Below are 16,052 nucleotides of genomic sequence, written 5' to 3' on the forward strand. Positions count from 1 at the left end.
GCTCCTCCGGCCTCCGTGCGCTCCGTGACGAGGCCTGGGCAGATTCTTTTCGAGGCTTGGTGAGTGCCTATGTGGAGTCTTGGCGCTCTTCCTCGGTGTCCTCCTCCGGGCTCCGTGCGCTCTGTGACGAGGATTGTCGCGATCTGCCACGTCGCGCACTCCGTGACGACGAACGAGAACGGCGCGCGGGCGAGTTGGTCTGCCGGTAGTAATAGAAATTCGAGAGGCCGGACGATTGACGGCGTTAAATGCACATGGTGTGCTCCGCGCCATGTACGCACGTCGTTTCCTGCTACTGGCGGCATTCCTGTTTGGCAGCGCTCTATATGGGCAGTACGCCATCGATCCGACGGTGATTCCGTCGGACAACGGCACTGGTCCCGCCGCCACCGCTCCGTCGCTGCAGGGAATTTCCGGCGGCGGCACGGTCGAGAATGGTCAGCTCGTAAATCTGACGGTCCTGTTCTATGGCGACGGGGCGGGTCAGACGTATCAGTGGAAGAAGAACGGAGTAGAGCTGGCGGGTGCGACCGCGGTGTCCTACCGCATCGAGGCCGCGGTCGCGGCGGATGCCGGCACGTATGGCGTGACCGTGACGAACAGCGCCGGCGCCAGCGTGGCCACCACCAGTCTGGTGGTGAGGGCGCTCGCGGCCCCGACGATCTCTTCGCAGCCCTATTCCAATTCCGTTTACGTGGGGCAGAACGCTTCATTCTACATCACCGCCAACGGCAGTTACCCGCGGACGTATCAGTGGCGCCGTGACGGAACGGCCATCGCGGGCGCGACGACCTCGGTGCTTTCCTTGACGGCAGTTACACTCGCCGATGCCGCCGGATATTCGGTCGTGGTCTCCAACAGCCAAGGCTCTGCCACCAGCCAGACCGCCACGCTGACGGTCAATGCGGCGGTGGCTCCGGTCCTGTATCCCAGCTATCCTAACGACCAGACGGTGATGGTGGGAAACTCCGTTTCGTTCGGCTATAGCCTGAACGCCGGGTCTTCGCCATTTGCCATACAGTGGTACAAGAACGGCACGGCGATCCCCGGCGCGACCACCACCCCGTTGCTCATAAACAACATCGCCCTGGCTGATGCCGGCAATTACTCGGTCAAGGTGAGCAATGCCGCCGGCTCCGCCACCAGCCGCGAGGCGGTCCTCACCGTCAACCCCGCGACGCCAGTCACGATTTACACACAGCCGGAGGGGGTCACCGTGGCCGAGGGACAATCCTTTCAGCTCAGCGCTTACGCGTCCGGCAGTTCGCCGTTGACGTACCAGTGGGAGAAGGACGGTACTCCGATCAAGGACGCGAAGTACTCCTATTACTCCGTGAGTGCCGCGGCGTTCGCGGACGCGGGTGCTTACCGCGTGGCGGTGACTAATCCGGCGGGTACGGTTTACAGCAGCGCCGCCACGGTCACGGTCAATGCGGCCCAGGCTCCCACCATCACGCGTCAGCCTGCGAGTGTGACGGTGCCGTATGCCGGTACGCTGGACTTGTCGGTGGGCGTTGCCGGCACCCCGCCACTTACCATCCAGTGGTCGAAAGACGGGGTGGTTATCCCCAACGCCGTCGATGCGAACTACCATCTCTATGAGGCAAAGCCGACGCACAGCGGCAGCTATACGGTCGTTGTAAAGAACCGGGTGGGGAGCATTACCAGCAACGCGGCGGTGGTGAAGGTATCGGAACCGGTGGCGCCGACCATCACCGAACAACCCAAGCCGGCCCGTGTGGCCTTGGGCCAGAACGCCAGCTTTTCCGCATACTGGTCGTCGACCGGGGCTGGGCCGGTGAAGGTCCAGTGGCGTAAAAACGGCGTTCCTTTGGCCGGGGCAACGTACAGCAGTTACTCCATCTCGGCGGTGAAGGAGTCTGACGCCGGTGTCTATTCGCTGCAGGCCACCGGCCCGGGCGGAACCGCGACCAGCAACGACGCCAGCCTGACCGTATTGCCGCCCGAACCGCCGAAGGTTTCGTACTGGCCCAGTGACACGAGTGTCTCGTTGGGGAACTCGCTGTACCTCGGCGGCATGAGCGTCTACGGCTCTCCGCCCTTTACGTATCAGTGGTATCGAAACGGCGTGGCCCTTGCGGGAGCGACCTCGGCCTACTATCGGGTCGACAACGTGACTGCCGCCGACCTTGGCACCTACGTGGTCAGGGTCACGGGCCCCGGCGGCATCCTGATCTCGCGCGAAATCCGGGTTGCGTTGAACGAGAGTAACACGACGCCATGGGTGAGCGTCGCCCAACTCGGCGAGGTCGTGTACTTCCTCGCGACCGAGCCCAGCCGAATCGAGCGTTACGATCTCGCTGCCGAAAAGTGGCTGCCGAGCGTGGTCCTAAGCGCCACACAGGTGCCCACGGCGTTCCTGCCCACCACGGAGGGGGTGTACGTTGCGTACGGTCGGACATTGGCCCGGCGTTCACCTAGCCTGGTGGATGAGACTCCGGTTTTGAATGCCGGCGCCGACATTACGCAGCTCTATGCCCACGGGGACTTTCTCTATTACCTGAGCGGCGCTCCGAATTACTCGCCGACGCTGCAGTCCGTGCGGCGGAGCAACCTACAGCCGGGACCCACGGTGGCGGCCATGCACAAGGTCGTGTTCTCCCAGTTGACCAACCGTGGGTACGGCCTGACCTCTAATGAGGCGAGCCGGCCGGCCGCCTTCACCATCTCCTCCGATGGGTCATTCACCGATGTCACGACCGCGTCGTACGACGCCTACGACTCCTATAGTATTAAGCGGCTTCATCTCGTCGCGGGAGGGTCTGAGTTGGTCACCACCAATGGGTCGCGGTTCGCGACCCCTTCCTTGGCGTACACCGGCTCCCTCGGCTTGCCGTTCCTGGATCTCGTATCGCGGAGCGACGGCGCGACCGTCGTGCTTCGAGCGGGAATGGCCCACCTGCTCCGCGCGGGTGATTACGCGGAGACCGCACGAGCGCCCCTGTCCTTCGCCGCAACCCGCGCCTTTGGCCGCGGCACCGATGTATTCGTTTTCGGCGCGAATGCGGGCACATTGCCGTTTGCTGTGGCCAAACTGGCTCCGGCGGCGTTCGTCGCTCCCATCCCGCGCCCCGTCACGACCGGGCAGGGGGAACGGATGTCGCTGGACGGAGTGGCGTTCGGCGATGGCGTTGTGCAGATCGTCAGCCGCACCAAGCAGGCCGTGGTGCGCTGGTCCACGTCCACGCGCAGCTACCTTAGCGCTGTGCCGCTGCGCGGGAGTCCGCGTCTGGTTACGTCCAATCCCAAGGGGACGCGCACGCTCCTGCAGTACGAAGACGGCACCCTTACCGCGGTGCCGCTGACTTTAAGCACGCCTACGGAGACGGCCGTGGCTGTCCACCCCTACTCCTTCGGGAGCGTAATGGATATTGAACGTCTCCTGGTTTGCTCGACGGGGTATAACCGGATGGGGTTCGACGCGAATGGGCAGTTCGTTTTCTCCACCAGCTATGAGAGCTCTGGTCTCGGGCTGTATTGGAACGCGGCGCTTCGGCGGCTCTACTCGGTCTCCCGCTACTCCTCCGGCTTCCAATACGAGGCGACGACGGCGGAAGGCATTCCCGGTTACGCCGTGGCGGGATCGACGGATGCGACGATGCCGCTGTGCCCGAATGCCGAAGGTACTTTGATGGCGACGGGCAATGGGCGCGTGTTGAGCGCCGATCTGAAGCCGTTGGGCGCTCTGGCGAACAATATCCTGGATGGAGCGTGGCTCGGGAATCGGCTCTACTCCCTGCGGGTGGGCACTGCCGGTACGGCGCAGGTGCAGCGCTGGTCGGAGGTGACGTATTTGCTGGACGGGACGGTGGATCTCCCCGGCACGCCGCTGCGGGTGTTCGCCATCTCAGACAAGCAACTGGTGGTGGTGACGTCGGTGCAGGGGTTCCCGTCGTTCACCGTGCTCAATGCGGACCTGACGGTTTCCAATCTCGGCGCGGGCGCGGAGGCGTTTGCGGGCGTGTACTTGGCGAAGCTTGGGACGGGTGGCGCGGGGGGCGATCTGGCGCTGCTGGTACGGGCGAACGGCTCGGCGGTGCTGGTGGGCAATGTTCTCGGCACAAACGAGGGCGGGCTGCTCTGCGAGAACGTCACCCTTGGGCGCGACGGCACGTTTATCGCGAACGCACTTGATCCGCGCACGAGTGCGGGGCGCTTGGTCTCCGGCGTGATCAACGTCGACGGCACATTGAGTGGCTCGGTGTATCCGCTGGAGCTGACGTTCACGGGCAGCCGGCCAACGGGCAGCGGCGGGCTGGCGGGCTACTACGTGGTGCCGCCGCTCAACGGCGCGCTCGGCGGTTCGTACGGCATCGTGGCGCCGGACGGCCGCGCGGTCTTCTTCGCCTACTCGGGCAACACGTCCGCCGGCGGCCTGGGCACGTTTGCCAATGGTCAGATGACGCTCACGCCGGCGAGCGGGGCGCAACTCACCGTCACGATCGATGGCGGCGGTTCGGTGCGCGTGATCGCGGACAAGACCGGGTTCTCCGGACAGAAGTTCGGCGGACTGCGCGACGGCGTGCGGCAGGCGATGCGGCTGTTCAACATCTCGAGCCGCGGGCGCACGGGCGACGGACTCAATACATTGGTGGCCGGCTTCGTGATCTCCGGCTCGGCGAATCGCAACGTGCTGATCCGGGCGGTCGGTCCGACGCTCTCGAAGCTGAGCGTGAAGGAGCCGATCGCGGATCCGAAGCTGAGCCTGTACCAGGGATCGACGCTGCTGAAGGAGGTCGACAACTGGAGCAGCGAGGCGAATGCCGCGGACATCGCGGCGGCGGCGAAGCGGACGCAGGCCTTTGAGCTGCCGAACCCGAGCAAGGACGCGGCGCTGTACGTGAACCTCCCGCCCGCAATCTACACGGTGATGGTGACGCCCGCGGCGGGCAGCCATGGCGTGGCGCTGGTGGAGGTGTACGACGGCGACGACCTGACGGGCACCGACCAGCCGCACCTGGCAAACATCTCCACGCGCGGTTGGGTGGGAACCGGCGAGGACGTGCTGGTGGCCGGCGTGGTCGTCTCCGGCAACACGCCGAAGCGGGTCCTGATCCGCGGCATCGGCCCCAGACTGACAGACCTTGGTGTGAACCAGGGCGCGCTGGCCGACCCGATCCTGACGTTGCGCGACTCCGAGAAGGTGATCGCGACGAATGACAACTGGGGCACGCAGACCTCCGGCCTCTCCGCCGATGAAATCACCGTGCGTTCCATGCCGACCGGCGCCTTCGGCCTGCTGCCCGGCAGCAAGGACGCCGTGCTCCTGCTCACGCTCGAGCCCGGCCTCTACACCGCGATCCTCAGCGGCAAGGGCGACACCACCGGCACCGGCATGATCGAGGTGTACGAAGTGAACTAAGGCGCTGACGCGCAGCGCCTCTGCGCTGCGCTAATGCAGAATGGAGAATGCAGAATTTAGAATGACGGAAGCCGGCGCGGTCATGGGGCTGCGCCGGCGCGTGGCGGCGTTCCTCGCATCGTAACTGGGCGCCACGTTGCCGTCCGCGTACCGACGCGCCCGCGGCTTCGGCGGGTGGGGCAATATTCCGGCCGGTTTTCCTCCGTGTCCTCATTCGGCCTCTGTGAGCTCCGTGACGAGGATTGGGCAGATTCTTTTCGAGGCTTGTTGAGTGCCTAAGTGGAGTTCTGACGGTTTTCCTCGGTGTCATCCTCCGGCCTCTGTGCACTCCGTGACGAAGAACGAGAACGGCCTTCGGAGTGAAAGTGAAAGCGAGAGTGAAAGTGGGGAGCCGCGAACGACGGGTGACGGCGCTGGCGCCTTGTCGACCTGCAACCTTCCGACCTCCCAACTTGCAACCTGCCAACTTGCCCACTTGGAACTGCGGCGCCCGTCAGCGCGACCTGCAACTTGCCAACTTCCGACCTGCCAACGTGCAACTTTCGAACCTGCAACCGGGCTGCCGGCGGGCGCAGCCGCCACTTGCCAATGGCGGCGAGGGAAGCTCAGCTCGCGGTGAACTTTCTTCGTTCCGCCCATGACTCTCCTGCACGACATCATCCGCACCCGCCGGCTCGTTTGTGACGGCGCGATGGGAACCCAACTCATGCTCGCCGGCCTGGAGCAGGGCGCCTGCGGTGAGGCCTGGAATCTCACCCATCCGGACCGCGTCCTCGCCATCCAGCGGCGCTACGTCGAGGCGGGCGCGGACTGCATCATCACGAATACCTTTGGCGCCAGCCGCATCGGCCTCGCCAAGTACGGGCTCGAAAAGGATCTCGCCGCCATCAACCGCGCCGGGGCGCGGCTCGCGCGTGAGGCTTTCGGCGGCAAGCCGGGCTTCGTCCTTGGCGACATCGGCCCGCTCGGCGTGCTCCTGGAACCCTACGGCGACCTCTCGCTCGTCGACGCTTCCGCCGCGCTGCTCGAACAGGCGAAGGAACTCGTGGCTGCCGGCGTCGACGCCGTCATCATCGAGACCCAGACCGCACTCGAGGAACTCGGGCTCGCCATCGACGCCGCGAAACAGGCCGGGGCCGCGTGCATCATCGGCTCGGTCGCCTTCGACCGCGCGCCGGATGGCAAATCCTTCCGCACGATGATGGGCGTGTCGCCCGAACAGGCCGTCGAGGTGATCGTTGCCCACGGCGCGCACATCGTGGCGCTGAACTGCGGCGCGGGGATGGACATGCCGGCGGCCGCCGAGGTCGCCGCCCTTTTCCGTCAGCATTGCGCGCTGCCGATCATGGTGCAGCCCAACGCCGGGCAGCCCGTCCTCGAGCAGGGACGCCTGGTCTATCGTCAGTTGCCCGCCGACATGGCCAAGGCCGTGCCCGCCGCGCTCGCCGCCGGCGCCGCCATCGTCGGCTCCTGCTGCGGCAGCACGCCCGACCACACGCGCGCCATCCGCGCCGCCGTCGACGCCCACGCCGCCGCGCGCTAGTCGCCTCTGCCTTACCCGCCCGCGGGTTCGCGGCCCCTATTCGGCCAACCCCGCCCCGGCCTGCGTGCCTCTGTGGTTCGGTCGCGCCGCGCCGCGCGGCGCGCACAAAGCCCCACTTCACGGATTTCGGCCCCGCCGAAATCCGTGTGCGCTATAGGTTGAACCGCGCGCATCCGTGACATCGCGATCGTCGCCGCGTACAACCAGCGCCCTCCCGCCCTTCGACTCTCGCCCTTACCCGCCATGACTCCTTCCCAGTGGTCCACGTTCAAGCGCGCCGCCCGCGGCGAAAAGCTGCCCCAGATCCCGATGGCCATGATCATCGACAGCCCCTGGCTGCCGGGCTACGTGGGCGTCAGCCACGCCGAGTTTTTCCTCAACCCCGACACGTGGTTCCGCGCGCACCATCAGGTGCACCAGGAGTTCCCGGACATCACCTTCGTGCCCGGCTGGTGGCCGGAGTACGGCATGGCGGCCGAACCCTCCGCGCTCGGCGCCAAGATCAAGTTCTGGGAGAACAACACGCCGAGCGATCTGCCGCTGCTCTTCAACATCGAGGACGTCGACCGCCTCCCGCCGTACGAAGTCGAGGCCGACGCCTTCATGGGGCTCACGCTGCAGCGCATCCGGATGCAGAAGCAGCGCATCTGGGACACCGGCGAAATCCTCCCGATCGTCACCTCGCGCGGTCCGATGTGCACCGCCGGGTTCGTGCGCGGCACGACCGAGTTCATGATGGATCTCGTCGAGAAGCCTGAGTACGCGCACAAGCTCCTCGATCTCTGCACGCGCCTGATCATCGACTGGCTCAAGGCGCAGGCCGCGGCCGTCGGCCGCGATGTCGAGGCCATCTTCCTGCTCGATGACCTCGTGGGTTTCGTCGGCGAGGAGCACTACAAGGAGTTCTGCCATCCGTACCTGAAGCGGATCTGCGACGCGTTTCCGGCCGATTGGGTGAAGATTTATCACAACGACGCCAACATTGAGGAGTGCCTCGAACATCTGCCCGACGTCGGCTTCAACGTGCTCAACTGGGGCAAGCAGACCGACATCGCCGACGTGAAGGCGCGCATCGGTCGCCGCCTGTGTCTCATGGGCAATGTGAATCCCCTGGAGGTCGGAGTGCGCGGCACGCCCGAGCAGGTGCGCGCGGCCACGCTCGATGTGCTCGAGAAGAGCGGCGGCGAAAACATCATCCTCTCCGTCGGCGGTGGCACGAGCCCCGGCATGCCGCGCGCAAACATCGTCGCGATGCAGTCCGCGCTCGCGGAATTCAACTCGCGGCGGTGACGCCGCGAAGTGAGCTCGGGGCGGTCGGGCGCGGCGCCCCGAAGTGAAAGTGAAAGTGAGAGTGAGAGTGAAAGTGTGGTCGGCGCACTCGGGCTGACACCCGGGAGTGAACGCGGGGCTGACTCCCCGAGGTGAGAGAGAAGGTTGAAGTCGGTGGGAGGTGGGCGCGCGAATGGGGACGGCGTTCGTTAGGATCGCGTGCGGTCCGCGCCCTTTTCGCGCCCCGATGGGGCGCGGTTTTTCCATCAGGCTGCGTTCGCCTGCTTGCGCGCGAGAGCCCCTTGGGGGCGCGTGAATTTGGCGGCTGGTCTGCAGCCGGGGCGCGCGCATTCGGTCACCGTGCCTTTGGCACTCCCGGTGTCATTCGCACTGCGGGGCGAATCTTCTCACGTGTCCACCCGCAAAACCGCGGCCAAACCGACGAGTAGAAGGTGTCGATGGCTGCAATTATAATTCACGTTCTAGCAACGTCTAACGGGATAATGTCCAGATACTCCGGAATAATGTCCGGATACTTTTTCATAATGTCCGGATCTTTTGTTTTCGCCGGCGGCGAAAACAACAGGAGGGCGCGAACGAATTTTGTAGGATTTTCTCGGCGTCGCGTCGGTTTTTTGTGCGCGCCGTGACGAAGATTGGGGCGGATTCGAATCGGGAATTCGTGAGTTCCGGTCTTCGTCACGGAGTTCACCGAGTTCGGAGGAGGATACCGAGGACCTGGCCGCGATCACAAGAACGCCGCCACGTACTCCCTGCGAGTGGCTCTCCACTTTCACTTTCACTCTCACCCTCACTCCGAAGGCCATTTTTCGTCACGGAGCGCACGGAGTTCGGAGGAGGACACGGAGGAGAACTGACGGAATCCCGCACGAGGCACTCACGAAGTCCTGAACGAACTCTGCGCGATCTTCGTCACGAAATTCTGGCGGTTTTCCTCCGTGCCCTCCTCCGAACTCGGTGAACTCCGTGACGAAGATCGAGGCGGCTGTTCTTCAGGGAGAAAGAGGAAGAGTAAGAGGAAGAGTTGTGCGCTAGGCGGTGGCGGAGACTGGCTGGAACAGGCAACCTTCGACGAAAATGTCGAAAAACTGCGGGTGCGTTTCGAGGCGGCGATGCGAGACGCGCTTCACGATTTCCTCGAGTTCCGCGCGGCGCGTGCGCGAAAGCAGCGCGCGCATCGCGCCTTCGATCGACGCATTTCCAATCTGCCGAATGCGCGCATCGGGAATGTCGGGAATGAGTCCGATGCGGCGCGCGGAATCGAGATTCAGATGCCGGCCAAAGCCGCCGGCCACGTAGAAGATTTCGATGTCCGCAAACGAAACACCGTAGTCGCCCGCCACAATGCGCAGGCCCGCGACGTTCGCGCCCTTGGCCTGCGCGAGCGCATTGATGTCGGCCTCGCTGAACGTGACGGGCCGCTCGCCCGCGTTGCTCACGACGATCTGCCGCGCGCCGTCGGTGTAGCGACCGATGGGATTAATGCGGTCCGTGCGCTGCAATTCGCTCAGCAAATCGACGAGCCCCGAGCCGCACAGGCCGTCGGGCGGAGCGTTGTCGATCACGCTGATCGCGAAGGTGCCGTCCTCATTCATGCGCACTTCCTCGATCGCGCCGGGCAGCGCGGGCATGCCGAACGCGATCTGGCCGCCCTCGAAGGCGGGACCGGCGGGGCAGGACGCCGCGAAGATCTTGTGCCGGTTGCCAAGCAGCAGCTCGGTGTTGGTCCCGATGTCCATCATCGCCACCACGCGCTCCTCGTGGGCGAGATCGATCGCGAGCAGGCACGCCGCCGCATCGGCGCCGACGTGGCCGCTGATGATCGGCAAACCGTAAACGCGGGCGCGCGGATGAATCGGCAGCCGCAGGTGGTCGGCGGTGACGCTGACACTGGTTGAGGCGCGCCGGCCCGCCGCGACCTCGATCTCCGTGATCGATTGGTACGGGCTCTGGCCGATCGGGTGGACGGACAACCCGAAGAACAAGTCGCGCATCGTCGAGTTGCCGGCGATGACGACCTCGTAGATCGACTGCGGATCGACGGGAAACTCCTGGATCGTGCGGCTGAGATAACCGAGCAGCGCGCGCTGGAGGGCGTGGGTGCGGTCGACCGAGTCGAAATGGATGCGCGCCATCACATCGGAGCCGCCGAAGCGCTGCGGGTTCTCGAAGGAGGCGTCGGCGACGACGTCGCCGGTCTCGAGATTCACGAGCCGGAGCACGACGGTCGTGGTGCCAATGTCGATCGCGAGTCCGTGGAGCGGGCCGGCGCGGCGGTCGATCTCGACGCCCTCGAGGAGCACGCGGTCGCCCTCGCGCGTGACCGCCGGGTCGAGCGCGGTGCTCGCGCCGGTGGTCGGCAGGTCGGCGGCGTCGCGCTCGATGCGCATCGTGCCGCGCCGCATCGTGTGGCAGTGGATCTCGCCTTCCTCGGCCGCGACGCGCGCGCAGCACGCGAGCCGGTAGGACTCGGCGAGATGGGCCTCGTCCGCGGTGGGCGGCGTGAGTCGCTCCATGCCCGCGGTGACTTCGACGACGCACTCCTTGCAGCGGCCCTGGCGGGCGCAGGAACTCGGCACGTGGACGCCGGCGCCCTCGGCGAGTTCGAACAGCGAGCGGCCGACCGGGGCGGGGCAGGACCGGTGGTCGATGTGCAGTTGGGCGCTCATGCGGGCCGCCGACACTGGCATGGCGGCGGGGTGGGTGTCCCGCGGATACTGCGCCGCGGGGCGCCGTTATCAGGCGGATTAATCCGCGCCCGTGAACTTCATCGCGGCCTTCATGTAGCCCATCGCGTAAGCCATGCCGGCGTGCCAGGGGGCGCCGCAGGACATCTGCGGGGTATGGTCGGGGATGAGGACGCCCTCGAAGCCGTTGCGCTTCAGGATGTGGAGCACGCGCAGCATATCGACGTCACCGTCGTCGATGAACGTCTCCTTGTAGGTGGGGACCTTGCCGCGGACGTTGCGGAAGTGGACGTAGCCGAGCCGGTGCTGGCGGCTGTACTGGTCGACGGCCTCGTAGACGTCGCCCTCGGTCATCTCGGCGAGGGAGCCGATGCAGAACTCGAGCTGGTTCGCGGGGCTGGGGTTGAGGTCGATGAGCTTTTGGTAATACCGCGGCTGGTACACGAGCCGCGGTTGCTGGCGGATGGTCGGCAGCGGCGGGTCGTCGGGGTGGGCGGCGAGTCGGACGCCGGCGGCTTCGGCGACGGGAAGGACCTCGTCGAGGAAACGCTGGAGCCGGTCCCAGAGCTGCTCGGGCGTGGCGGACGGGACGTTGCCGGCGGGGGCGTTGGGATCGACGACCATGTTCCACGCCATGCCGTTGGGCATGGGGGCGTCGTAGGGCCCCTCCATGCCGACGGAGGGCGCCTCGCCACGCGCGTAGTTGCCGCGGGTGCGGCCAGCGACGCCAGCGACGCTGAAATTGTAGCCCATGATCGGGATGCCGGCCTCGCCGAGCCGGCGGACGAGGGTCTTTACATTCTCGATGTGCTGCGGACGGCGGGGGCCGTCGAGGAGCACGTCGTGCCAGTGGGCGGGGTCGAAGTTCTCGATAGCCTCGAGCTTGAGCCCGGCGGCCTCGACCTCGCGGCGGAGGGCGAGGAGTTCGGCGGTGGTCCAGAGCTGGTGGGGGTCGCCGGCGAGGCCCCAGCCGAAGTCGGTGCCGGTGGGCTGGTCGTCGCGGGAGGCGTGGGCGCCGCCGCGGAAGTAGTCGACGAGGTGGGCAACGATGTGGGTCGCGCCGGCCTGCCGCGCGAAGAGGAAGTTCTCGCGCGTGAGCATGTGCCGGTAGAGGCCGAGTCCGAGTTTCATGGGCGGTGGAAAAGCCCCGGACGCTAGCCGCCCCCGCCCCTCCGCGCCACGCCTTTTCCCGCGCGAAGATTAGACCTCCTCGGCCCTGCACTACGCGGTGGCTGTGGCCAGCGGAGGGTGTTTCGACACTGTGTCGGGTTCCTGCGCTTGGGCGGAGGGCCGCGCGTGCGCGTCGGAGGGACGGGGCAGCAAGATGCGGATCCGGGTGCCAACGCCGCATTCCGAGGCGATGAAGAACCGGCCGCCAAACTGCTTCGTGATGTAGAACGCCTTCGTGAGGCCGAAGCCGCCGCCCATCGTGCGCACGGCGGCGACGTTGCTGGACGTCCAAGTGCTTCGGGCTGGCTGGGAGGACGGACTAACCTAAGTTGGGCGCGATTTCGCGCGGTGTGCTTCTGCGCTCAACCCCATGCAGACCTCATTCACCAAGGTGTTCCTGTTGCTGTCCGTCGGCCTCGCCCCGTTGGGCCTGCCTGGAGCGAGGGCGGCGGCGAGCGGACTCGACCCCGCCGGCCAGCCTGAGGCGGTGGTGCGCCCGGCGGCCGGCGCCTTTGCGTTCGTGCCGCTCGAGCACGGCGTGCAGTTCGCCGTCGGCGGGGTCGTGAAGAACGTCCTCTTCTATACGGATGGCGTGGTGCGCGTGACGGCGAACCTCGGCGCGACGTACACGACGCAGCCGAGCCTGGCGGTGATGGCGCGGCCGGAGCGGGTGGCGCTGACGGTGGAAGAAGCGCCGGCGGAGCTCTCGGTCCGGTCGTCCCGGCTGCGGGTGGTCGCGGACAAGACGACGGGCGCGCTCTCGTTTTTCGACGCGCGCGGGCAGCTGTTTACGCGTGAGCACCAGCGGCGGCCCGCGGCGATCAAACCCGTCACGATCTCTGGCGCGCCGACGTACGAGGTCAGCACGACGTTCACGCTGGCCCCGGACGAATCGCTGTATGGCCTCGGCCAGTACAACCAGTCCTACATGGACTACCGCGGAAAGGAGGTCCTGCTGGTCCAGACGAACATCGGTAGCGTGGTGCCGTTCCTGACCTCGACCCGCCGCTACGGCATCCTGTGGGACATCTACTCGAAGATGACCTTTCGCGACGAGGCGGCGGGCGCGACGCTCTGGGCCGAGAGCGCGCCGGCGGGCGTCGATTACTACTTTGTGTCCGGGGCGACGATGGACGACGTGATCGCCGGTTACCGGCGGCTCACGGGCGCGGCGCCGATGTTCCCGCGCCAGGCGTACGGGTTGTTCATGAGCAAGGAACGCTACAAGACGCAGGCGCGGCTGCTGGAGGTGGTGCGGAGCTTTCGGCAGGACCGCTTCCCGTTGGATTTCATCGTGCAGGACTGGCAATACTGGGGCGGGGACAAGGACGGGACCTGGAGCGGGATGATCTGGGACCACGAGCGGTTTCCGGATCCGGCGGGCTTGACGAAGACGCTGCACGAAGAGCTGCACGTCAAACTCATGAACTCGATCTGGCCCTCGGTGGGAAACGACACTGCCCTTGCCCGGGAACTCGATCAGCACGGGCTGCGGTTCGCGCCGCTGCACTGGATCTCCCAGCGGGCGAGAATCTACGACGCGTTCAGCGCCGAGGGGCGGGCCATTTACTTCAAGCACATCAAGCAAGGGCTGCTCGATGTCGGCGTGGACGCGCTGTGGATGGATGGCACGGAGGTGGAAGTCGGCGGCGCGTGCCACGATCCCGCGGAGGTGGAACGCGACATCAAGGGTCTGGGCGTCAACGCCCTCGGGGACTTCACGCGCTACCTCAACCCGTACACGCTGGTGACGACGCAGGGCACCTACGAGGGGCAGCGGGCGAGCGGTGACCGGCGCGTGTTCACGCTGACGCGTTCCGCCTGGGCCGGGCAGCAGCGCTATGCGGCGGTGCCGTGGTCGGGCGACACGACTGCGAGTTGGGAAACGTTGCGTGCCCAGATCGCGGGCGGGGTGAACGTCGCGATGGCCGGGCTGCCGTACTGGAGCCAGGACACGGGCGGGTTCTTCGTGAACTACCCGGGCAAGGAAAAGAACCCCGAGTACCAGGAGCTGTACGCGCGGTGGAACCAGTTCGGCGCGTTCAATCCCATCTACCGGATCCACGGCACCAGCATCGAGCGCGAGCCCTACCTGTTCAGGGAATCGGCTCCCGAGCTTTACGCCTCGCTCCGCCGGGCGGCTGAGCTGCGGTATGCGTTGCTCCCCTACATCTACTCCCTCGCGTGGCAGACGACCGCGCGGGGCTACACCCTGATGCGGGGCCTGCCGATGGATTTCCCGGATGACCCGGCCGTGCGGCACCGCGACGACGCCTTCATGTTCGGCCCGGCGCTGCTGGTGCATCCCGTGACGCGGGCGATGTACCACCGGGGCGACCCGTTGCCGCCGACGATCCCAAACGAGGCCCTGAAGACCCCGGAGGGCGAAGCGGGACTCGCGGTGCAGTACTACGCCGACATCAACCTGCAGACGCCCGCTGGGAAGACGATCGATGCCACGGTGGAGCACGCGTGGCCCGGCCCGCCGCTGGCGAATCCCCCGCCCGGGTTGGACCGGTTCGACCATTTCTCGGCGCGGTGGTCCGGGTTTTTGACCGCGCCGGAGGACGGGACATACGAGATCGGCGCGGAATACGACGACGGGGCGAGGCTCTACCTCGATGGGAAATTGATCGTGGACGACTGGTCGTCGGGTCCGAAGCGCTACCGCGGTGCCCAGGTCGCCTTGAAGAAAGGCCAGCCCGTGGCGCTCCGAGCGGAGTATTACCAAGGCACGTACGGCCGGTACTTCCGGTTGACGTGGCGTTCGCCCGAGGAGCTGCGCGCCCTCGCCAGCCGATCCAAGGACGTGGACAACACGATGGAGACGTATCTTCCGGCGGGAACCGACTGGTACGACTTCTGGACCGGCAAACGATTCAAGGGCGGGGCCACCGTGACGAAGAAGTGTCCGCTGGACACCTTCCCCCTGTACGCGCGGGCGGGCTCGATCGTGCCGATGGGGCCGGTGGTGCAATACGCCACCGAGCGTCTGGATGCCCCTTACGAGGTGCGGGTTTACGCGGGCGCGGACGCGAGGTTCACCCTCTACGAGGACGACAACGAGACGTACGCCTATGAACGCGGGGAACGCGCGACGTTCGATCTCGTGTGGCACGACGCGGACAGGACGCTCGTGGTCGAAGCGCGCCAAGGGGCCTTCCCGGGGCTGGTGCGGCAGCGTGAACTCAAGGTGGTTCTCATCGCGGGCCCGGAATCCTTGGCCAAGAGCCTTCTCTACACCGGGGCGCGCACGGAGGTGCGCTTCGCGCGCTGATGCGACGGACCCGGGCGTGCGGCCGCCGGCTGGCAATTTCGACGGACCGGTGTCGATTTGCCGGCGATGAATGCTCCTGACCGCGCCAACGGCTACGAAACCAGCGCGGCGGCGTTCATGGGCGCGCGTTCGAACCGGGGTGAAGCCGTGGTGCGGACCTGGGCGCGCCGGCTGCCGTCGGGCGCCAGTGTGCTCGATGTCGGCTGCGGGCATGGCGTGCCCGTTTCGCAGGTGCTCGTTGACGAGCGGTTGGTGGTCTACGGCCTTGATGCCTCGCCGACGCTGCTGGCGGACTTTCGCCGGCGGTTTCCGCACGCCGTCACGGCGTGCAGCACCATCGAGGAATCCGACTTCTTTGCGCGCACGTTTGCTGGCGTGGTCGCGTGGGGAGTGGTGTTCCTGCTCCCGCCCGACGTCCAGGCTCTCCTGATCCACAAGGCGGCCCGCGCCCTCGCGCCGGGAGGCCTGCTGCTGTTTACCGCGCCGCACCAAGCCTGTGAATGGACGGATGCGCTGACCGGCGGCAGCTCCGTGTCACTCGGTGCCGCCGGCTACACGCGCCTCCTGGCGGCGGAAGGGATGAGCGTCATCGCGCAAGGGCGCGACGATGGCGACAACCACTACTACATCGCGGCGAAGGACAATTCCGGCGGAAGTGGGCGATAGCTCGGCGAGCCGCGAGCCGGAGTGGGGGATGAGGCC

General features: G+C 66.3%; 9 protein-coding genes. 5 read left to right on the forward strand and 4 right to left on the reverse strand.

What is annotated here, in order from left to right:
- Positions 1 to 271: 271 nt before the first annotated feature.
- The 3 genes from DB354_RS16975 (at position 272) to DB354_RS16985 (ending at position 8,216) form a co-directional block, all read left to right on the forward strand.
- Entirely contained in the window at positions 272 to 5,383 is a 5,112-nt protein-coding gene (locus DB354_RS16975) for an immunoglobulin domain-containing protein (RefSeq protein ID WP_107836827.1), read from the forward strand.
- 637 nt (positions 5,384 to 6,020) lie between these two features.
- Positions 6,021 to 6,926, forward strand: a complete 906-nt coding sequence (locus tag DB354_RS16980) for a homocysteine S-methyltransferase family protein (RefSeq protein WP_107836828.1) — start codon at positions 6,021 to 6,023, stop codon at positions 6,924 to 6,926.
- 243 nt (positions 6,927 to 7,169) lie between these two features.
- Positions 7,170 to 8,216 (forward strand): uroporphyrinogen decarboxylase family protein, encoded by a 1,047-nt coding sequence (locus DB354_RS16985; protein WP_107836829.1) that lies wholly within the window; start codon positions 7,170 to 7,172, stop codon positions 8,214 to 8,216.
- A 454-nt stretch (positions 8,217 to 8,670) separates the two neighbouring features.
- Here DB354_RS16985 and DB354_RS22080 read toward each other — a convergent pair whose 3' ends face one another.
- From DB354_RS22080 to DB354_RS22730, 4 genes are all read right to left on the reverse strand, one after another.
- Entirely contained in the window at positions 8,671 to 8,898 is a 228-nt protein-coding gene (locus tag DB354_RS22080) for a hypothetical protein (RefSeq protein ID WP_146180300.1), read from the reverse strand.
- A gap of 349 nt (positions 8,899 to 9,247) precedes the next feature.
- The gene (locus DB354_RS16990) at positions 9,248 to 10,906 is read right to left on the reverse strand and encodes an ASKHA domain-containing protein (protein WP_233256672.1); all 1,659 of its coding nucleotides are present in this window, start codon (positions 10,904 to 10,906) and stop codon (positions 9,248 to 9,250) included.
- 57 nt (positions 10,907 to 10,963) lie between these two features.
- On the reverse strand, positions 10,964 to 12,034 hold the full coding sequence (locus DB354_RS16995) for a mannonate dehydratase (protein ID WP_107836830.1): 1,071 nt from the start codon (positions 12,032 to 12,034) through the stop codon (positions 10,964 to 10,966).
- 90 nt (positions 12,035 to 12,124) lie between these two features.
- Positions 12,125 to 12,340: a hypothetical protein gene (locus DB354_RS22730; protein WP_233256673.1), complete on the reverse strand. Its 216-nt coding sequence runs from the start codon at positions 12,338 to 12,340 to the stop codon at positions 12,125 to 12,127.
- Between the two features lie 103 nt (positions 12,341 to 12,443).
- Here DB354_RS22730 and DB354_RS17005 point away from each other — a divergent pair, with 103 nt between their 5' ends.
- Positions 12,444 to 15,350, forward strand: coding sequence for a TIM-barrel domain-containing protein (locus DB354_RS17005; protein ID WP_107836831.1), 2,907 nt, complete (start codon positions 12,444 to 12,446; stop codon positions 15,348 to 15,350).
- 66 nt (positions 15,351 to 15,416) lie between these two features.
- Positions 15,417 to 16,016, forward strand: a complete 600-nt coding sequence (locus DB354_RS17010) for a class I SAM-dependent methyltransferase (protein WP_107836832.1) — start codon at positions 15,417 to 15,419, stop codon at positions 16,014 to 16,016.
- The last annotated feature ends 36 nt before the right edge of the window (positions 16,017 to 16,052 follow it).

It is taken from the genome of Opitutus sp. ER46 (assembly GCF_003054705.1).
In the GTDB taxonomy this organism is placed as follows: Bacteria; Verrucomicrobiota; Verrucomicrobiia; order Opitutales; family Opitutaceae; genus ER46.

What these genes read in the sequence shown, in the direction of transcription:
- DB354_RS17005 (WP_107836831.1), top strand. Translation starts at nt 12,444, where the DNA reads ATGCAGACCTCATTCACCAAGGTGTTCCTGTTGCTGTCCGTCGGCCTC.
- DB354_RS16985 (WP_107836829.1), top strand. Translation starts at nt 7,170, where the DNA reads ATGACTCCTTCCCAGTGGTCCACGTTCAAGCGCGCCGCCCGCGGCGAA.
- DB354_RS16975 (WP_107836827.1), top strand. Translation starts at nt 272, where the DNA reads ATGTACGCACGTCGTTTCCTGCTACTGGCGGCATTCCTGTTTGGCAGC.
- DB354_RS16990 (WP_233256672.1), bottom strand. Translation starts at nt 10,906, where the DNA reads ATGCCAGTGTCGGCGGCCCGCATGAGCGCCCAACTGCACATCGACCAC.
- DB354_RS17010 (WP_107836832.1), top strand. Translation starts at nt 15,417, where the DNA reads ATGAATGCTCCTGACCGCGCCAACGGCTACGAAACCAGCGCGGCGGCG.
- DB354_RS16995 (WP_107836830.1), bottom strand. Translation starts at nt 12,034, where the DNA reads ATGAAACTCGGACTCGGCCTCTACCGGCACATGCTCACGCGCGAGAAC.
- DB354_RS16980 (WP_107836828.1), top strand. Translation starts at nt 6,021, where the DNA reads ATGACTCTCCTGCACGACATCATCCGCACCCGCCGGCTCGTTTGTGAC.